Raw genomic sequence first — 18,213 nt, 5'->3', positions numbered from 1 at the left:
AAAGAGGGTCTCCCCTCTACTTGTGTTCGTTACATACCTCTTCCAGATCAGCAAGAATCTGATCGGTTTCATCCCAGCTGAAGATGGATGCGCCGGCCGCAAGCGGATGTCCGCCGCCATTGTATTTCCGGGCAATTCCGTTGATGACCGGACCTTTTGAACGGAACCGGACTCTGATTTGATCGTCTTCTTCTACGAAAAACACCCAAGCGCGGATACCCGAAATATTTCCGAGTGTTCCGACAAGCTGCGACGCTTCAGAAGCGGTGGTTCCATATGTCTCCAAAATGTCTTTTTTAATGAACACGGAAGCGACGCCGTTTTCAGACAGTGACACATTTTGATAAATAAAGCCGTTAAGCTTCACCACATTTAATTTTGTTTCATACAATTGATTGAACAGCTCTGACGATGAAAATGGGAACTCAATGAGCTCTCCCGCGTATTTTAATGTCTTTTTTGTGGTGTTCGGGAATAAGAAGCGCCCCGTATCACCGACGATACCCGCGTAGATCAGCTCAGCTGCTTTCGTATTCAGTTTCCAGCCGTGCTGCTTTCCTTCCAGGTACAGCTCATAGATCATTTCGCTTACGGAGCTTGCATTCGTATCGACCCATAACAGATCGCCATACGGATCTTCATTTGGATGGTGGTCTATTTTCATGAGCTTTGCGCCGGAATGGTAGCGCTGATCGTCGACCCTGCCTTGGTTTGCGGTGTCGCACACGATGACAAGAGCATCTTTATAGGTTTCGTCATCCACCTTATCGAGGGAATATAAAAAAGACAAGGACGGCTCAGGCTGTCCGACGGCAAAAATATTTTTTTCGGGATACGTTTCCCGCAGGATTTCCGTAAGGCCGCACTGTGAACCGTAGGCGTCCGGGTCAGGCCTCACATGTCTATGTAAGATAATGGTGTCATATAATGATATGGTTCTGATCAGTTCGGATTTCATCGTTTTCTCCTTTTCGTTTTTATTCATTTAATCATACTCTTTATCCATGGAAAAGGAAAATCTTTCAGCAACGGTATAAACGGTTTTGCAAACTCATATAATGGAGGATTTCATTTATGCTGGTTTTTGTTTTTCTCATCGGGCTTTCTGCCTGCTTTTACGTGTATTACAAAGTAAAAGGAATCCAGACGAAACGGGCGCTGGAGAAGGAATGTTTTTCGGCTAAATCAAGTATGGCATTAGGCGCGCTGGTGTTTTTGTACGGAGTAAACCAAATGATTCTGTTTCACTCCGTCCTGACCCTGGTCATCGGCGGCGTCTTCATTTTAATCGGAGCAGGCAGCGCATGGGCCGGGTATAAAGCCTATAAGCATTATGAGCCCATCCATGCAAAGGAAGCGGAGAGGGACCACGCATAATGAATGCCAAGGGACCCGGGTGCGTCCCTTAACTTCTCTCCATCAGCTGCACCATGAGCATCGCTTTTGAAACGATGCCGCTTTGGCTTGACACTTCCACTTCCATTTTCCCGAATTTCCGGCCCGCCTCTAAAATGCGCGGTTTCACTTCAATGACCGACTCCATCTGTACGGGCTTCAGGAAGAAAATTGTAATGCTTTCAATGACCAGCTCGCCGCGTTTGCGGGAGCGTAAAAATCGGCTGGCGGCCTGGGTTAAAATCGTCGTAAACACCCCGTAAGAAATCGTGCCGAGCTGATTGGTCATTTGCGGCGTGACTTCATATTGATAAACGGCCGGCGTTTTGTCATCTTCCTCTTCTTTAAATCCCCTTGAAACAATATCATCCAGCTTTTCCCCGACCTGAGGCTGCTTTTGAACCATTTGAAGCGCTTTTAAGACATCCTGGCGGCTGATCATTCCGATCAGTTTGTGATGCCCGTCTGTCACCGGAAGCACTTCAATTCCTTCCCAAACCATCATTTGAGCCGCTGAGGCGACAGATGTTTTCCCGATCACCGTGACAGGGTTTTTGGTCATTACTTTTTCAATAGGAACTGACCGGTCATGCCCCGCGATATCTTTCGATGTGAGGATTCCGTGGATTTTCATCTGCTGATCGATCACCGGGAAGCGGCCGTGTCCGGTTTCATAGTTTTTTTCGTACCATTTCTCCAGCTTATCCTTAGGGGACAGCGTCACTGTCCGATCTGCGGGCGTCAAAATGTCTTCCACGAGCACAATCTCTTTTTTTATGAGCTGATCATAGATCGCCCGGTTGATCATCGCGGCTACCGTAAAGGTATCGTAACTCGTGGAGAGAATCGGAAGCTCAAGCATATCGGCCAGCTCGATAATGCTGTCGTCGGTATTAAACCCTCCCGTTACCAAAACAGCCGCGCCCGCTTCAAGCGCCTGGCGGTGGGCGTTGATTCGGTTCCCGACGATTAACAGGTTCCCCGCCGCCGTATAACGCATCATCGCGTCAAGCTCCATCGCGCCGATCACAAACTTATTCAACGTTTTATGCAGACCGGCTTTTCCGCCGAGCACCTGGCCGTCTATCACATTGACGACCTCGGCGTATGTCAGCTTTTCAATATTTTCTTTTTTCTTCTGTTCAATCCGGATGGTCCCCACACGTTCAATAGTGGAAACGAATCCTTTGTTCTCGGCTTCCTTAATGGCTCTGTAAGCCGTTCCTTCACTGACTTTCATTTCTTTCGCAATTCTTCTGACCGAAATTTTTTCACCGACAGGAAGCGAATCTATGTATGATAGGATTTGTTCATGCTTTGTTGCCAAGCGTTTCACCTCTAAGGACAGTCTTCTGCTTTTATTATAAGGGTACGGGGGATTCATTCGCAATGAGACGCCCGAAAAAAGGCGGCATCACAAAAAGACCTTCTGAATGCTTGATTCAGAAGGTCTTTGACACATATGTCAGGCAAGCTCAATGGTCTCGCCGACCGCCATGACTTTGCCGACGCCTCCGGGCAGACTTTCGGCGAAAGCGTCAGGGTCCTGTTCAATGACAGGAAATGTATTGTAATGAACGGGAACGACCTGTTTCGCTCTCAGCCATTCAGCCGCGAGTTTCGCGTCTTCAGGGCCCATGGTAAAGTTATCGCCGATCGGCAGAAACGCCAAGTCAATGTGATTCAGTTCCCCGATCAGTTTCATATCAGAGAACAGCGCCGTGTCCCCGGCGTGGAAAATCGTTTTGCCGTCAATCGTCAATAAAATCCCGGCCGGCATCCCCGTGTACGTAATGGTTTTGTTTTCTTCATCAGTGACCGCCGATCCGTGGAATGCCTGTGTCAGTTTCACTTTACCGAAATCAAATTGGCGCGCCCCGCCGATATGCATCGGGTGGACCTTTAAACCTTTAAAGCCGAGATAAACAGCCAGCTCATTCGGCGCAATGACGAGCGCATCGTTTTGTTTAGCGATCTGCTCTGTATCTCCGACATGGTCATTGTGTCCGTGAGTAAGCAGGATGACATCAGCTTTCACTTCTTCCGGTTTCAAATTTGTCAGACTGTTTCCGGTCAGAAACGGATCAAAAATAATGTTATGGGTTTTCGTTTCCACTTGAATGACAGAATGTCCGTGATAAGTCACTTTCATCGTTTTCACCTCATAAAAAATTAATATTTATTAAGTTCCCTTTTTGACAAACGAAAAAACTTACAGGGATTGATGCCTGTTAATCACATTCAGCCCGCCTGTTGCTTCAATGACCGTTCCGGTTACAAGATCGGAATCTTCTTCACATAAAAAGGCGATGATTCTCGCAATGTCCTCTCCGGTTCCGGACCTGCCGATCGGCGTCTTTTCTTTGCCGATTTTCCGTCTTGCTTCCTCTATAGACGCTTCTTTCATATCTCCTACAATATCACCCGGGCAGACCATATTGGCCGTAATGCCTGATTCAGCTTCTTCAATCGCAATGGTTTTCGTTAACGAAGCCAATCCGACTTTAGCCGCTCCGAAAGCGGAACGGTGAAGCCAGCCGGGGGCATGGTCCGCTCCTTGAAAACCGTATGTAATAATCCGGCCGAACCGCTGCTGTCTCATGACCGGGATAACCGCTTTAAACAGATGGAAAACGGCGCTTAAATTCCCTTCAAGCATGCCATACCATTCGTCATCGGAGTAATCGGCAAGCTTTTTGCGCTCAAATATGTACGGTCCGGCATTGTTAATCAGTATGTCAATCCTTCCAAACCGCTGAAGGGCTGCATCGGCGATCCGCATGAGATCTTCTTTCCGGGTTACATCGCCCTTAACGAATTGCAATCTGTCATGGCACCCGGGATAATCCGCCTTCAGACAGGCGACCGCTTCTTCGTCTTGTCTGTAATTCACTGTGACAGAAAAGCCTTTTTCCAGAAGCATTTCAGTCACTTTTCGGCCCAATCCCTTTGTACCGGCAGTGATTAGAGCATGTCGCACATTGAATACCCTCCCCAGGCAACGTTGCCGCTTCAATAAAATCAAGACGTTTCTCCCTCTACTTTACTATAAACAAACGGCAATATCACTTTTTTGCACTTCGTCCGCACGAAAAAAAAAGCCGTCTTTACAGACAGCTTAATTTTCTGAAGGAGCAGAGGCTTCCTCCATGCCGACATAACCGCTTTCGTATGCCTCTGAGATGAGCCTGGCCGTTTCTTCACTTTCTTTTTCATCATAGATGTAACGGTCTTGTTCTTTGCGCATTCCTTCTACCTCCCATCTTTATAGATGTAGGGTGTCTGATATGCCGGGAAAATATGAAGGAAATTTCAGCAAATTAAATGCCGGCGCAGGCTTTTGCTTTTACGAGCGCCTGTTCTACCTGCTGAAAACCCGTTCCGCCGGCGCTCATTCTTTTTTCAACTGCATGATGCGGATCGAGCACGGTATAGATATCTTCTTCAAAGAGACTGCTGGCTTGAAGGAATTCTTCAAATGCCATATCACTTAAATAGATTCCTTTTTCAATGCATCTGTACACAAGCTTGCCGACCACTTCATGCGCTTCTCTGAACGGCATGCCTTTTTTAGCTAAATAATCGGCAAGTTCCGTCGCGTTTGAAAAATCTTGTTTTGTCGCTTGTTTCATGATGTCTTTGTTTACTTTCATCGTTTCAATCATGCCCGTGAAAATCTGAAGGCTGCCTTCAACGGTTTTCACCGTGTCAAACATGCCTTCTTTATCTTCCTGCAGGTCTTTGTTGTAAGCGAGCGGGAGCCCTTTCATAATCGTGAAAAGCCCCATCATATCACCGTATACGCGTCCGGTTTTACCGCGGATCAGCTCCGCCATGTCGGGGTTTTTCTTCTGCGGCATCATGCTGCTTCCCGTCGCATACGTATCATCCAGTTCAATGAATCTGAATTCCTGCGAGCACCATAGAATGATTTCTTCTGATAAACGCGAAAGGTGCATCATCAGCATGCTGCTGCCGCTTAAAAACTCGAGAATAAAATCTCTGTCACTGACTCCGTCAAGACTGTTCTCATAAATGGAGTCAAAACCGAGCAGCTCCGCCGAATAGTTACGGTCTATCGGAAACGTGGTTCCGGCAAGCGCCCCGCATCCGAGCGGCGATATGTTAATCCGCTTCATAGCATCGCGAAAACGCTCTTTATCCCGTTCAAGCATCCAAAAATAAGCAAGCAGATGGTGGGCGAAAGAAATCGGCTGAGCCCGCTGCAAATGGGTGTACCCCGGCAGAATGGTCTCGACATTGGCCTCCGCTTTTTCGATCAGCGCTTTTTGGAACTGTTCAATCAGCACGATGATATGTGAGACATGATCTTTCAAATACAAATGCATGTCGGTCGCCACCTGGTCATTCCGGCTTCTGCCGGTATGGAGCTTGCCGCCTAGCGGTCCGATTTCTTCGATCAGCATTTTTTCAATATTCAAATGGATATCTTCATAATCAACAGAGAATTCAAGCGTTCCTTCCTCTGCTTTTTGCAGGAGGGTCTGCAGCCCCTGTCGGATGGCGCCTTCTTCTTCTTCCGTCAGAATGCCGCATTTTTTCAGCATTGCCGCATGAGCGAGAGACCCTGTAATATCCTCTTTGACTAAGTTTTGGTCGAACGTGATGGATGCGCCGAACTCATCGACCCACTTTTCCGGTGTTTTTTGAAAACGGCCTCCCCAAAGCTTCTTCATGCTTCAATCTGCTCCTTCTTTTTCACAATGCTGTTTACTTTTGTCGGCAGCCCCCAAAGCTCAATGAAACCGATTGCCGCGTGATGGTCAAAAGCATCGTCTTTTGTATATGTCGCAAGTTTTTCATCATAGAGTGAATATTCCGACTTACGTCCTTCTACAATGGCATGGCCTTTAAACAGCTTGACGCGTACGACGCCGGTGACGTGTTTTTGAGTTTCTTTCAGGAATGCAAGCAGCGCGTCTTTTAACGGCGAGAACCATAAACCGTTATAGATGATTTCAGACAGTTTTTGTTCAATTGCCGGTTTGAAATGGGCCACTTCTTTCACTAAAGTCAGATCCTCAAGCTCTTTGTGAGCCGTAATCAAAGTCATGGCGCCCGGGCACTCATAAACTTCACGGGACTTAATGCCGACCAGGCGGTTTTCCACATGGTCAATCCGGCCGATGCCGTGTTTTCCGGCAGTCTCGTTCAGCTTGAGAATTAAATCAGCGAGCGGATAGGTTACGCCGTCGATTGAAACCGGAACACCGGCTTCAAATGCGATTTCGATGATTTCCGGAACGTCCGGCGTGTTTTCAAGAGATGCTGTCAGGTCATATGCCCCTTCAGGCGGCGCCGCCCACGGATCTTCTAATATACCGCATTCATTGGCGCGTCCCCATAGGTTCTGGTCGATGGAATACGGGCTGTCAAGATTGATCGGAATCGGTATGCCGCGGCTTGCAGCATATTCAATTTCTTCTTCACGCGACCATTGCCACTCACGGACCGGAGCAATGACCTCCAGATCAGGATTTAATGATTTAATGGATACTTCGAAACGCACCTGATCGTTGCCTTTTCCCGTGCAGCCGTGCGCTACGGCCACCGCGTTTTCCTTTTCCGCGACTTCAACGAGTTTTTTCGCGATTAACGGACGGGATAGTGCAGATACGAGCGGATACTTGCCTTCATACATTGTATGGGCCTGCATAGAAATGAGCGCGTACTCCCGGGCGAATTCTTCTTTCGCATCAATCACATAGGAATTTACGGCGCCTACTTCCAGCGCTTTTTGCTGAACGAATGCCAAATCCTTTCCTTCCCCTACGTCTAAGCAGCAGGCAACAACATCGTATCCCTGTTCTTGCAGCCATTTTATCGCTACAGAAGTATCAAGACCTCCTGAGTATGCCAATACAACCTTTTTTTGTTCTGCCATGTTAAAAGCTCCCTTTTGTATAAAAATTAGTTTTAATTAATAAAAATGCATTTTGTATGTATACACTGTAACAAGTAAATTCTGTTTTTTCAAGCCTTTTATAAAAAAAACCCCACCCAATTTTTTGAGCGGAGCAGAGCCTTTTTATACATTTATAAATCTTTTCGGATTTCCCGGAGCACATGGGGCAGTTCAGGAATAATCAGTTTACTCATTGCAAGCTTTACGGCGCCTGAGGAGCCGGGCGTGCAGAAGACTGCGGTATTTTGGATCACACCCGCTGCCGCTCTGGACAAAATGGCGGCGGAACCGATGTCCTCCGTATAGCTCAGCATGCGGAACAGCTCGCCGAATCCCGGAAGTTCTTTTGAAAACAGCGGCGTGACCGCTTCAATTGTGACATCCCTTTCGGCAATGCCCGTCCCTCCGTTTAACAGCACCGCATCTGTATATTCATCCATACAGCCGGATAAAACGGCTTTCTGCAATTCATCTTTTTCATCTTTAACAATGTCATAAGCGACCGTTTCAAATCCCGCTTCCCTGAGGAAGTCCATCATGACGCGCCCGCTTTTGTCGGTTTCTTTCGTTCTCGTGTCGCTGACTGTGATCACCTTGCAGCGCACGGCTGACGGGGCTTCTTGTTTATGTTCATGCACACTCATTGCTTCACCTCATCGTTTATGTATTAAACATATCGTAACGTTTGATCCTGGGGCATTCAATAAAAAAGCACACCCTAAAAGGATGTGCTTTTTTTGATCATTACTGTGCAAGGCGGACAACGTCGCGTGCGATCATGACCTCTTCGTCAGTCGGAATGATCATGACTTTGACAGGAGAGTGAGGGTAGCTGATAAACGCTTCCTCGCCGCGCACGTTGTTCAGCGCAGGATCCCAATATACACCCATGAATTCTAAGCCGCGAAGCACGCGTTCTCTGACTTCAACGCTGTTTTCACCGATACCCGCAGTGAAAATAATCGCGTCAACGCCGCTCATTCTCGCAGCGTAAGAACCGATGTATTTATGGATTCTGCTTGCAAACACTTCAAGAGCCGTTTCCGCTCTTTCGTTTCCTTCTTTTGAAGCTTCCACGATATCGCGAAGGTCGCTGGAGAAACCGGATACGCCAAGCAGTCCGCTCTTTTTATTTAACGTATTTAATACTTCATCTGCCGTCTGATCCGTTTTTTCCATAATGTACGGAATCAATGCAGGGTCGATGTTTCCTGAACGTGTTCCCATCGCAACACCCGCAAGCGGTGTGAAGCCCATTGACGTATCAATGGATTTTCCGCCTTCTACCGCCGCGATACTTGCGCCGTTACCGAGGTGGCAGGAAATCAGACGCAAATCTTCAAGCGGGCGGCCGAGAAGCTCAGCTGCGCGCTGTGTCACGTATTTATGAGATGTGCCGTGGAAACCGTATTTGCGAATGCCGTATTTCTCGTAGTATTCGTACGGTAGGCTGTACAGGTAAGATTGTTCAGGCATCGTTTGGTGGAACGCCGTATCAAACACTGCAACCGCAGGCACATTCGGAAGCACTTCTTTAAAGGCTTTAATGCCGACGATGTTAGCCGGGTTGTGAAGCGGCGCTAGTTCTGAAATCTCTTCAATCTCACGGATTGTTTCATCCGTAAGCAAAACAGAATCGCTGAATTTTTCTCCGCCGTGAACCACACGGTGGCCGATTCCGTCAATTTCATTTAAATCCTTTATAATACCGAATTCAGTCAGCTTGTGAAGCAGCATCTTCACCGCAACCGCATGATCCGGAATATCTGTCACTTCTGTATTTTTTTCGCCGTTAACAGAGATTGTGAAAACGCTGTCGGCGATACCGATCCGTTCTACTAAACCTTTTGTTAGCACCTTTTCTGAAGGCATTTCGAATAACTGAAATTTTAAAGATGAGCTTCCTGCGTTAATTGCAATAATTTTAGACATAAATGACGCTCCTATCAAAATTCTTCTTCGTTTGTTCGTTCTTTTTTCCCAGACCATAACTGCAGTCCAAAAAATATCTGACTTTTCCATTTAAACATTGTCAACTCAGCATTTCAAGTCAACATCCACATTGGTACCGTTTACAATATGAAGTCGATATTTTCTGATAAATTTCATTTGTGCCAAATGGACGGCACGGCCTTACGGAATGTTATTTTCTTTCCTTAATTTGTGTTATCTTCCTGATTTCCATTCATTTTAAAAAGCAAAAGCAGCGCGGGATTTTGCATCTCACACTGCTTTTTCGCCATTATTTTTCTTTTTGAATCCATTGATCCAATTTTGCCGTCATCTCCCGCATCGCCTGCTGGTTCGCAAAAGAAGGAAGATTCGCCAAAAGCGCTTGTTTCGGCGGCTTTGCGTCTTCGCCTTTTTTCTGCAAGATTAAAATGCTCTTTGCCTGCGCTTCGTCTTTAAACATAGTAGCCGGCAGCTGAAGAAGGGCGTTGATATACACTTTTTCCGCAAAAAACCGCTTCAGTTTATCGCTTTGCGCGCTGTCAAACAGATGGTTCGGAATCATAAAAAATAAGTATCCGCCCGGTTTTGTATGTTTGACGCTCTGCTCAATAAATAAGTGGTGAGCAAAAGAGTGGCCTTCATCCGCTTTCAGCTCAAACGCTTCAGCGCCTTCGTCATTCGGATAGTAGCCGACCGGCAAATCGCAGATGACCGCATCGGCCGGTTCGATAAATAACGGCTGAAGACTGTCCTGGCAGAACAGCTCCATTTCTTTTTCCTGCAGATTCGCCTGAGCATAAGCGATCTTCAGAAGGACATCGTCGATTTCAATGCCGAAGCTTTTTGCCGCTTTGTCCGAAAGCTGGTTTGCCGCGGTCAGCAGAAGATTTCCGGTGCCGCAGGCGGGATCCAGCAATGTCAGGCCTTTTCGGCCGCCCGTAAATTTATTCACGAGGTAACTGATGAAAATGCCGATCGTATCAGGCGTCATCTGTCTGTTCGGATGGGACTTATCTTTCAGCCCTTTTAAAATGGCGAGCTGGAACGCCTTGCGGATCCATTCATGCTCCCATTTTCTGAAGTCTGCTTTCGCAAGCAGGCTGTTAAGCTCGCCGGTTTGCTTTTCCTGAAGCGGAAGCTGGTCGGCCTTTTCAAGAAAATACATTTCTCCCGCTTCCGCAAGCCCCTCAATATAAGAAATCTGAAGGCCTTCTGCTATCACTTGGGCGGCTTCATCTAAAAGTTCATAAATCTGACCGACATGGTCGTGTTGCATGCTGTTTCCTCCTTGCCATGAAAAGAGCTCCGCGGCAGCACCCGGAGCTCTTTTTCTCTCTTTACTTGATTAACGCTTTTGCAGCTTCGATAGGCTTTTCATAATTCGGGTGGTTTGTCGCTTCACTTACGTATTCCGCGTAAACGACTTTTCCGTCCTGATCAAGGACGAATACGGAACGTGCCAAAAGACGAAGTTCTTTGATATAAACACCGAATGCTTCACCAAATGACATCTCTTTATGATCCGATAATGTTTCAACTTTATCAATTCCGTTCGCTCCGCACCAGCGCGCTTGTGCAAACGGAAGGTCGGCGCTGATTGTATAAACGTTCACATCACCGAGTTTTGCGGCTTCTTCGTTGAAGCGGCGTGTCTGCGCGTCACATACGCCTGTGTCAATGGAAGGAATAACGGATATGATCGTTACTTTCCCTTTCATATCTGCTAATGTCTTCTCTTCTAATCCGTTTGTCAGAACCGTGAAGTCAGGAGCTTGGTCCCCCGGTTTCACTTCTTGTCCGATCAGCGTCACGGCTCCGCCTTTAAATGTAATTTCAGCCATTCTGATTCCTCCCTTTATCTATGTATAGCTCTATCATAGTCGAGTTTTATGCAAACTGCAAAGGTTATGCCGCATCGTAAAAAAAGCTAACTGCGGGCGGCAGTTAACTTTTCTGTTATAAATCGATATCCGTTCTTTTTTGGTTCCGGCCTTTTTCATTCTTTTTAAACATATGCTGGATGCGTTCAATCGTTTGAGGCGCGGAGTCTAACAGTTTATCAATCAGATGGGTGTTTTCGTCTAAATGAAGCATGCGCACGCCGTTTGTTCCGACAATCAGAAACGCAATCGGCGTAATGGATACTCCGCCGCCGCTTCCGCCGCCGAACGGGAGCTTCTGCTCTTTTCTTTCATCATCATCGGTTCTTTTTTCAGCCGGCTTTCCTCCAAACTCGCTTCCGCCCGCCGCAAATCCGAAGCCGACCTTTGAAACCGTTAAGATTACGCTGCCGTCAGGCGTTTCAACAGGATCGCCGATGATTGTATTCACGTCAATCATTTCTTTTAAATTTTCCATAGCGGTTTTCATTAAACCTTGAATGGGATGGTCTGCCATATGCGCTCCTCCTTAAACTGATGAATCATTCTTTGAAGCAACCGGAACCGGCTGTTTCTTTCGTATGATAGAAAGTCCGTTCCGCCCGTATTTGAGCAATTTGAAAGCTGCACCTATAAGATGTCCAAAACGAAAAAAGAATATACACTGCAAATGCGTCTTGGATGCAGGCACTTGAAAAGACGGAATGACTTCGCACACCGGTTTATGTATGAAACGCAGATGATCATACAGCATCGCCGTAAGTCCTCCCTTTACGGCCCACAATCCGCCGGCGGCGATTCCAGTAACGGCGGCGTCCTTTATTCCGATAACCGTCACCCATTCGAACTTCGTAACACGGACTCCCGCAAGAAATGAAGCGGCGATTTGGCGCATCTGAAAGACTTGGTGCAGAATCATTTCTATTCTGTGAATGCTCTGTTTGACATCTTCATATGTGATTTTTTTCTTCTCTTTTTTCTGACCTTTCATTTCTGATTTTGTGTCCTGTTTGACATCAATTGACGCGTCTTCGCTGTTTACTTTAATGACGGGCAGCGTTTTTTTAATACGGATCAGCCCGTATAAGGCCGAGATTTTAAACGTCAGTTTGTCGTTATCTTTATCGTGAAGATATTCGAAAGTCAGGTGGATTTTCATCCTCATGAGCAGCCAGGCCAAAATGAGAATGAGAATAACAGCTGCTGCGGCATATCCCATAAGCTTCACTTCCTTAGCAGCATTATCGCCAAAACCAAAAAAAATAAACCCGGACGTTTATTCCGGGTTTACTGCTTTTATTTGCGGTACAGCGCTTCGTGAATCACCGTTGTGTCGGCGATCAGATCATGAATGCCCTGCTTTTTGGGCGTAAACGCAATGACGATATAGAGAATCCAGATTTTATCGATATAACGCCCCACCGCTTCTCTGAAAATGACGGTGCTCCAAGTCAGCGGCTTTCCGGGCGTCAAAGAAGTGACCTTTAACCCGAAGACCATCTTGCCGAGTGTCTGATGAAACCATTTCGTCATGAACACAAAATAGGCGAGGTAGACGATCAGGGTTGTGACGGAATAAGCTGAGATTGTAAACATTCCGCTTGTTGCCGGGAGCTTCATCAGCGTGAAAATCGGTGAAACGATGAGATGGTTAAGTCCCCAGACCACCAGCCAATCAAGAAGAAACGCCCAAAACCTGATCCAAAAGCCCGCATATGCCTGCTCGGGCGCCCTCTGTTGTTCGGCTTCCTCTTCTTTGCCGTGAAAGCCTTCGTAAGTCGCGTCCATTCTTTCTTCCCCCCTACTTTGCATAGAGATACATCATCCGCGGCGAACCGGATTGCGAAATGAGTTCTTTCATATTCAGAAAATCAATTTCGCTTTTAAACATTTTCGCTGCGCTCATGGAAAAGAGCGAGCCTAATCCGAATCCTTCCTCGTATGTGATGACTGAAGCGTTTTTCATATTTTTATGGTCCTTTTTCATCGCGCTGATCGTATCATCGTAAAAACCGAGCTCATCAACGAGGCCGATTTTTTTCGCTTGTCTGCCGTCGTAAACACGGCCGTCGGCAATTTTTTTCACATCCGCTTTTGACATGTGCCGGCCGTTTGAAATGACATTGACAAATCCTTCATAAGAATCGTTGACCATTGTCTGCATGATCTTTCTTTCTTCCTTCGTCATGTCGCGGGTCGGGGACATGATGTCTTTATGCGCGCCGCTTTTAATGGTTTCAAACTTGATGCCGAGTTCATCGGCGAGCTTGGAATAATTGACGCTTTCCATGATGACGCCCAGTGAACCCGTGAGCGTTTCCGGTGAAGCATAGATTTTATCGGCGGCCGTTGAAATATAGTAGCCTCCCGATGCCGCCATGGAGCCCATGGATACATAAATCGGTTTCTTGGTTTCTTTCTTTAGTTCTTCCAGTTTTTTATGTATTTCCGCGCTTTCGTACACGCCTCCGCCAGGGGAATTGATTTTCAGCACAATTCCTTTGACGCTTTTGTCTTCTTTCGCACGCTCAACCTGTTTTAAAAATAATCTGTGATCATACCCGCCTGAGCTGAGCAGGCCAGCGGACCCGCCGTTATCCTCAATCGTGCCGTCCACTTCAAGCACGGCGATTTTACTGCCGGGGCTGCCCTTATCCAGCGTCACTTCCTCTGTGTCATCTGTCAGTGATGCAAAGTCAGACCCTGTATCTCCGATATTCTTCAGCACCCCGACGGTCACACTTGCAATGACTGATACGCCGAAAATGCCGAGCGCGATGACGAGCGCAATCCATCTTTTTGCATTCATTTGTTCTCCTCCTTTTCTGTCAATATTCGTACGTTCCCCCGTAAAAAAAGATTCATTTTTTTCATGAAGCGCTTTCCCTTAACGGATAAACAGGAAACATGTTACACTATTGCCACAGGTATTTTAACACAATACCTGCTGGGAGAAAAACGTAAATATGACAGCAAAGGGGAATGGGGATATGACCGATCTTCGCCGCAATGTTTATTTTTTTCACAAACAAAACAACGAAACAAAAGAACAAGTCAGCTCTTTGAAGCAGCTTGCTGAATCGCACGGTTTTACAGTTGCGGCTCAACCGGAGGATGCCGGAATTATCGCCAGCATCGGCAGCGACGGCTCATTTCTGCAAGCCGTCAGAAAAACCGGATTCCGTGATGACTGCCTGTATGTCGGCATCGCTAAAAAAGGGAAAGCCCATTTGTACTGTGATTTTCACAGCGATGATCCTGAAAAAATGGCGGCCAGCATGACCGCGGAACAGCTTGAGGTCAGAAAATACCCGCTCATTCACGTAACGGTGGACGGCAGCAATCATTTTCACTGTTTAAACGAGGTTTCCATCCGTTCAAGCATTATTAAAACGTTTGTGATGGATGTGTTAATTGATGATCTTCATTTTGAGACGTTCAGAGGAGACGGGATGATCATTTCCACCCCGACGGGCAGCACTGCCTACAATAAATCTGTTTCAGGCGCCGTTGTTGATCCTTTGATTTCCTGCATGCAGGTATCCGAACTGGCGTCGTTGAACAACAACACATACCGTACACTCGGATCTCCGTTTATTTTAAGCTCAGACCGGAAGCTGACACTGCAGGTGGTGCAAGGCGGCAATGAGCATCCGATTATCGGGCTTGATAATGAAGCGCTCAGCACGCGGAATGTCAAAAAGGTTGAGATTAGACTATCCGATAAAAAAATCAAAACGGTGAAACTGAAAGACAATTCTTTCTGGGAAAAAGTAAAGCGATCATTTTTATCATAAAAAAAGAGGACGGGCATCACTGCCTGTCCTCTTTTTCATATACGATACGGCCGCCGACGACGGTTTTGACAGCTTCCAATTCATGAAGCTTTTTCGGGTCCGTCCTGAACGGATCACCGCTGAGTACGGTAAAGTCGGCATCATAGCCGGGGGCGATCCGTCCGCGGCTATGTTCTTTATGGATGATGGCCGCGCTTCCCTCCGTGTAAAGCTGAATGGCTTCGCACACGGTCAGACACTCTTTTTCATAATAGGCCGGACCTTCCGGGTGCTGTTTGCTTGTACGGAGCACAGCCGATTGAATGCCCAGAAGCGGATCGGCCGGCTCAATCGGGGCATCTGAACCTCCGGCGCACAGCAGCCCTTTTGACAGCAGTGTTTTCCAGGCGAAAGCCGTTTTCATCCGCTCTTCTCCGAGCCTGTCAATCACCCACGGAAAATCACTGGCCACAAAATGCGGCTGAAGATCAAGTCCGATCGGCAGCCGGGCGGCTCTTTCAATCAATCCGTCATCTAATACTTGCGCATGAATGAGCCTGTCTAGCTGTCCGGGCTTTGCCGGGTATCTTTCGATAACATCCAGCACCTTTTCAAATGCAAGGTCGCCAATCGCGTGCACGGCGATCTCCATCCCTTTCTCTCTCGCTTTATAAACAAGAGCGGCAAGTGTTTCGTCATCATGCACCTGAACGCCGGAAACAGACGGATCATCATGGTAAGGCTTTTTCAATAGAGCGGTTCTGCCTCCGAGCGCACCGTCAGCAAAAATTTTCATCGCTCCGTATTCCAAATAAGGTCCGGTCGATTTATCCAGAGCGCTCCAGCTGTCGACGGCTTCGTGATGTACGAGCAGATGGGCGCGAAAAGGATAAAGGCCGCTGCCGGTTAATGACTCGTACGCGGCAACGGGAACGGACGCGTCTCCGTAGTATGCCAGATCTTCTGAATGCCCGCCGGTCAGGCCTTTTGACCAGCAGTCCGTAATCGCCGTTTGAAGCGCGCGTTTGACATAGTGAAGTGAGACGGGCGGCAGGGCCTGTGTCACAAGCTCTTGGGCTTTATCCAGCAGGAGGCCTGTCGGACCGGTGCCGTCCCGGACGATAATCCCGCCGTTTGGATCAGGTGTTTCGTTTGTAATTCCCGCCGCGCGCAATGCGGCCGAATTAACCGCCGCGGCGTGCCGGCATACCCGCTTCAGCAGGACGGGGCGGTCGGGAAAGAGCGGGTCAAGGTCATGCTTCGTGACGTAATCCGGCTGTTCAAACAGATTTTCATCCCAGCCTTCGCCGATCAGCCATTCGCCATCTTCCAATTCACGCTCTGCTTCTTTTGCGGCCCGCAGTATCGCTTCTTTTGACGTCAGCTGCGACAAATCGAGGCGAAGCTGTTTTTCCCCGTGTCCGATTAAATGCATATGACTGTCCGTAAACCCCGGGAACATGACAGCCCCATGTAAATCGATTTCCTCCGTATCAGGCGAACCGTATGTTCCTTGGAGCTCCCGGAAGCTGCCCGTCTGCCTGACGACGCCTTCTTCGGTATAAATGGCTTCAGTGACATGATTCTTGTCCAGCATTGTATAGATGGTGCCGCCGTGCCAAATCGCTTTCATCCCCGCTCACCCTTTATCCTGTATTATGCTTTTTTATCAGCCTTCAGCCGTTCTTCACGCTGTCTCAGCTCCACACGTCTGATTTTTGCGGACGCCGTTTTCGGCAGGCTTTCGACAAACTCAATTTCTCTCGGATATTTGTAAGGCGCCGTAATCGTTTTTACGTGGTTTTGCAGTTCTTTGACAAGTTCATCACTGCGCTTTTCATCGTCTTGTAAAACGACATAGGCTTTTACGATTGAACCTCTGATTTCATCCGGGCTCGCCACGACGGCACATTCTTTCACTTCCGGATGCTTCACGAGCGCGTCCTCTACTTCAAAAGGCCCGATTGTATATCCGGAGCTGACGATGATGTCATCATTGCGGCTCTCAAACCAAAAGTAGCCGTCCTCGTCTTTTTTCGCGCGGTCTCCTGTAAGAAAGTAATCTCCGCGAATCTGCTTTTTCGTTCTTTCGGGATCTTTATAATATTCCTTGAATAAGGCCGGTGTGCTCAGATGCACGGCGATATCGCCCGTTTCGCCTGTTTCGCATATTTCGCCTTTATCGTTTATAATCTCCACTTGATTTCCAGGGGTCGGTTTGCCCATGCTTCCCGGCTTAATATCCATATCCTTCAGGACGCCGACTAACAGGGTGCTCTCCGTTTGGCCGTATCCGTCTCTCACTTTAATGCCGAAATGCTTCCGGAATACGTCAATGACTTCCCGGTTTAATGGCTCACCCGCAGAAACTGCGCTGTGAAGGGCAGAAAGATCATATTTGTCCAACTCCTCCACTTTTGCCATCAGGCGGTATTCCGTCGGGGTACAGCAGAAGACATTTACTTGATGGCGCTCCAGCAGCTCTAAATACGTCTTGGCGCTGAATCTGCCGTGATAAATGACTCCTGTCGCGCCGCTTCCCAGAATTGCGAGCAGCGGGCTCCACACCCATTTCTGCCAGCCGGGCGCCGCGGTGGCCCACACTGTATCGTCTTCAGAAATATCCAGCCATGCACCGGCTGATGTTTTTAAATGGGCAAAGGCCCAGCCGTGTGTATGTACAACGCCTTTAGGCTGGCCGGTCGTGCCTGAAGTATAGGACAAAAACGCCATGTCTTCTCTTGTTGTATCAGCTGTTTGAAAACTGTCTCCATCCGCTTCAATCGTTAGGAGGTTTTTCCAGCCGGCATCATTTTCACCGATTGACAATGTCACCAGCTGTTCGGTATTCACCTCGTCAAACGCGTTTATAAATGAAGGATAAACGATAGCGCCTTTCACTTCGGCGTGTTTGATCCGGTATTCAAGGTCTTTGGCGCGCAGCATTTCCGAGCAAGGAATGACGACCATCCCCGCTTTTAAGATCGCTAAATAAACGGCATACGCTTCAAGCACTCTCGGAACCATGACAATCAGCTTATCGCCTTTTTCAAATCCGAGACCTTTCAGGCGGGCTCCGATTTTATTCGTTTCTTCCATCAATTTTTCATACGTCCAGACTTTCTTGCCGCCTGTTTGATCTTCCCAAATAAGCGCGTTCTTCTCTTTGGAACGGCTGAACTTTTCGATTTCATTTACAAGGTTATAGTTCTTTGGGGCGATTAAATCTTCTCGTTTTAACACGAACAACTCCTCACTTTCTTTCCCCATTATACATAAACAT

General features: G+C 47.6%; 19 protein-coding genes. 2 read left to right on the top strand and 17 right to left on the bottom strand.

What is annotated here, in order from left to right:
- Window positions 1–16 precede the first annotated feature (16 nt).
- Window positions 17–958 (bottom strand): DHH family phosphoesterase, encoded by a 942-nt coding sequence (locus tag BGM27_RS05430; RefSeq protein ID WP_007408060.1) that lies wholly within the window; start codon window positions 956–958, stop codon window positions 17–19.
- Window positions 959–1,074: 116 nt separating this feature from the next.
- Here BGM27_RS05430 and BGM27_RS05425 point away from each other — a divergent pair, with 116 nt between their 5' ends.
- Window positions 1,075–1,377, top strand: coding sequence for a YtpI family protein (locus BGM27_RS05425; RefSeq protein ID WP_007408059.1), 303 nt, complete (start codon window positions 1,075–1,077; stop codon window positions 1,375–1,377).
- Between the two features lie 28 nt (window positions 1,378–1,405).
- Here the strand turns inward: BGM27_RS05425 and BGM27_RS05420 are convergent, their stop codons facing one another.
- From BGM27_RS05420 to sppA, 14 genes are all read right to left on the bottom strand, one after another.
- Window positions 1,406–2,722 (bottom strand): CBS domain-containing protein, encoded by a 1,317-nt coding sequence (locus BGM27_RS05420; protein WP_007408058.1) that lies wholly within the window; start codon window positions 2,720–2,722, stop codon window positions 1,406–1,408.
- Window positions 2,723–2,860: 138 nt separating this feature from the next.
- Window positions 2,861–3,547, bottom strand: coding sequence for a metal-dependent hydrolase (locus BGM27_RS05415; protein ID WP_007408057.1), 687 nt, complete (start codon window positions 3,545–3,547; stop codon window positions 2,861–2,863).
- 60 nt (window positions 3,548–3,607) lie between these two features.
- Window positions 3,608–4,375 (bottom strand): SDR family oxidoreductase, encoded by a 768-nt coding sequence (locus BGM27_RS05410; protein WP_003152431.1) that lies wholly within the window; start codon window positions 4,373–4,375, stop codon window positions 3,608–3,610.
- 138 nt (window positions 4,376–4,513) lie between these two features.
- Entirely contained in the window at window positions 4,514–4,642 is a 129-nt protein-coding gene (locus tag BGM27_RS20725; protein ID WP_007408056.1) for a hypothetical protein, read from the bottom strand.
- A gap of 73 nt (window positions 4,643–4,715) precedes the next feature.
- On the bottom strand, window positions 4,716–6,092 hold the full coding sequence (gene argH / locus BGM27_RS05405; RefSeq protein ID WP_007408055.1) for an argininosuccinate lyase: 1,377 nt from the start codon (window positions 6,090–6,092) through the stop codon (window positions 4,716–4,718).
- Window positions 6,089–7,300, bottom strand: coding sequence for an argininosuccinate synthase (locus tag BGM27_RS05400; RefSeq protein WP_003152428.1), 1,212 nt, complete (start codon window positions 7,298–7,300; stop codon window positions 6,089–6,091). The genes argH and BGM27_RS05400 overlap by 4 nt, the downstream gene beginning before the upstream one ends.
- Before the next feature lie 152 nt (window positions 7,301–7,452).
- Entirely contained in the window at window positions 7,453–7,965 is a 513-nt protein-coding gene (locus tag BGM27_RS05395) for a MogA/MoaB family molybdenum cofactor biosynthesis protein (RefSeq protein WP_007408054.1), read from the bottom strand.
- 100 nt (window positions 7,966–8,065) lie between these two features.
- Window positions 8,066–9,253 (bottom strand): acetate kinase, encoded by a 1,188-nt coding sequence (locus BGM27_RS05390; RefSeq protein ID WP_007408053.1) that lies wholly within the window; start codon window positions 9,251–9,253, stop codon window positions 8,066–8,068.
- Window positions 9,254–9,563: 310 nt separating this feature from the next.
- Complete coding sequence (locus BGM27_RS05385; protein ID WP_007408051.1) at window positions 9,564–10,550, bottom strand: class I SAM-dependent methyltransferase; 987 nt, start codon at window positions 10,548–10,550, stop codon at window positions 9,564–9,566.
- Window positions 10,551–10,611: 61 nt separating this feature from the next.
- Complete coding sequence (gene tpx, locus BGM27_RS05380; RefSeq protein ID WP_007408050.1) at window positions 10,612–11,115, bottom strand: thiol peroxidase; 504 nt, start codon at window positions 11,113–11,115, stop codon at window positions 10,612–10,614.
- A gap of 115 nt (window positions 11,116–11,230) precedes the next feature.
- Entirely contained in the window at window positions 11,231–11,671 is a 441-nt protein-coding gene (ytfJ, locus tag BGM27_RS05375; RefSeq protein ID WP_003152423.1) for a GerW family sporulation protein, read from the bottom strand.
- Between the two features lie 12 nt (window positions 11,672–11,683).
- Window positions 11,684–12,373: a DUF2953 domain-containing protein gene (locus tag BGM27_RS05370; RefSeq protein WP_007408049.1), complete on the bottom strand. Its 690-nt coding sequence runs from the start codon at window positions 12,371–12,373 to the stop codon at window positions 11,684–11,686.
- A 77-nt stretch (window positions 12,374–12,450) separates the two neighbouring features.
- On the bottom strand, window positions 12,451–12,942 hold the full coding sequence (locus tag BGM27_RS05365; RefSeq protein WP_007408048.1) for an RDD family protein: 492 nt from the start codon (window positions 12,940–12,942) through the stop codon (window positions 12,451–12,453).
- Window positions 12,943–12,955: 13 nt separating this feature from the next.
- Window positions 12,956–13,963, bottom strand: a complete 1,008-nt coding sequence (sppA, locus tag BGM27_RS05360; protein ID WP_020954268.1) for a signal peptide peptidase SppA — start codon at window positions 13,961–13,963, stop codon at window positions 12,956–12,958.
- A 181-nt stretch (window positions 13,964–14,144) separates the two neighbouring features.
- Between sppA and BGM27_RS05355 the strand changes: the two genes are divergently transcribed.
- Window positions 14,145–14,951, top strand: a complete 807-nt coding sequence (locus tag BGM27_RS05355) for an NAD kinase (RefSeq protein ID WP_007408046.1) — start codon at window positions 14,145–14,147, stop codon at window positions 14,949–14,951.
- 16 nt (window positions 14,952–14,967) lie between these two features.
- Here BGM27_RS05355 and BGM27_RS05350 read toward each other — a convergent pair whose 3' ends face one another.
- Window positions 14,968–16,563 carry an amidohydrolase gene (locus tag BGM27_RS05350; protein ID WP_007408045.1) on the bottom strand — a complete coding sequence of 532 codons (1,596 nt, stop codon included), beginning with the start codon at window positions 16,561–16,563 and terminating at the stop codon, window positions 14,968–14,970.
- Between the two features lie 23 nt (window positions 16,564–16,586).
- Window positions 16,587–18,173, bottom strand: coding sequence for an acyl-CoA synthetase MbcS (gene mbcS, locus BGM27_RS05345; RefSeq protein ID WP_007408044.1), 1,587 nt, complete (start codon window positions 18,171–18,173; stop codon window positions 16,587–16,589).
- Window positions 18,174–18,213 lie beyond the last annotated feature (40 nt).

This window comes from Bacillus sp. FJAT-27001 (assembly GCF_019039175.1).
Taxonomy (GTDB): Bacteria; Bacillota; Bacilli; order Bacillales; family Bacillaceae; genus Bacillus; species Bacillus velezensis.
This window is presented reverse-complemented; position numbering and strand designations above follow the sequence as displayed.

What these genes read in the sequence shown, in the direction of transcription:
- BGM27_RS05430 (WP_007408060.1), bottom strand. Translation starts at nt 958, where the DNA reads ATGAAATCCGAACTGATCAGAACCATATCATTATATGACACCATTATC.
- ytfJ (WP_003152423.1), bottom strand. Translation starts at nt 11,671, where the DNA reads ATGGCAGACCATCCCATTCAAGGTTTAATGAAAACCGCTATGGAAAAT.
- BGM27_RS05355 (WP_007408046.1), top strand. Translation starts at nt 14,145, where the DNA reads ATGACCGATCTTCGCCGCAATGTTTATTTTTTTCACAAACAAAACAAC.
- BGM27_RS05385 (WP_007408051.1), bottom strand. Translation starts at nt 10,550, where the DNA reads ATGCAACACGACCATGTCGGTCAGATTTATGAACTTTTAGATGAAGCC.
- argH (WP_007408055.1), bottom strand. Translation starts at nt 6,092, where the DNA reads ATGAAGAAGCTTTGGGGAGGCCGTTTTCAAAAAACACCGGAAAAGTGG.
- BGM27_RS05395 (WP_007408054.1), bottom strand. Translation starts at nt 7,965, where the DNA reads ATGAGTGTGCATGAACATAAACAAGAAGCCCCGTCAGCCGTGCGCTGC.
- BGM27_RS05400 (WP_003152428.1), bottom strand. Translation starts at nt 7,300, where the DNA reads ATGGCAGAACAAAAAAAGGTTGTATTGGCATACTCAGGAGGTCTTGAT.
- BGM27_RS05370 (WP_007408049.1), bottom strand. Translation starts at nt 12,373, where the DNA reads ATGGGATATGCCGCAGCAGCTGTTATTCTCATTCTCATTTTGGCCTGG.
- BGM27_RS05425 (WP_007408059.1), top strand. Translation starts at nt 1,075, where the DNA reads ATGCTGGTTTTTGTTTTTCTCATCGGGCTTTCTGCCTGCTTTTACGTG.
- BGM27_RS05350 (WP_007408045.1), bottom strand. Translation starts at nt 16,563, where the DNA reads ATGAAAGCGATTTGGCACGGCGGCACCATCTATACAATGCTGGACAAG.
- BGM27_RS20725 (WP_007408056.1), bottom strand. Translation starts at nt 4,642, where the DNA reads ATGCGCAAAGAACAAGACCGTTACATCTATGATGAAAAAGAAAGTGAA.
- BGM27_RS05415 (WP_007408057.1), bottom strand. Translation starts at nt 3,547, where the DNA reads ATGAAAGTGACTTATCACGGACATTCTGTCATTCAAGTGGAAACGAAA.
- tpx (WP_007408050.1), bottom strand. Translation starts at nt 11,115, where the DNA reads ATGGCTGAAATTACATTTAAAGGCGGAGCCGTGACGCTGATCGGACAA.
- BGM27_RS05390 (WP_007408053.1), bottom strand. Translation starts at nt 9,253, where the DNA reads ATGTCTAAAATTATTGCAATTAACGCAGGAAGCTCATCTTTAAAATTT.
- BGM27_RS05365 (WP_007408048.1), bottom strand. Translation starts at nt 12,942, where the DNA reads ATGGACGCGACTTACGAAGGCTTTCACGGCAAAGAAGAGGAAGCCGAA.
- sppA (WP_020954268.1), bottom strand. Translation starts at nt 13,963, where the DNA reads ATGAATGCAAAAAGATGGATTGCGCTCGTCATCGCGCTCGGCATTTTC.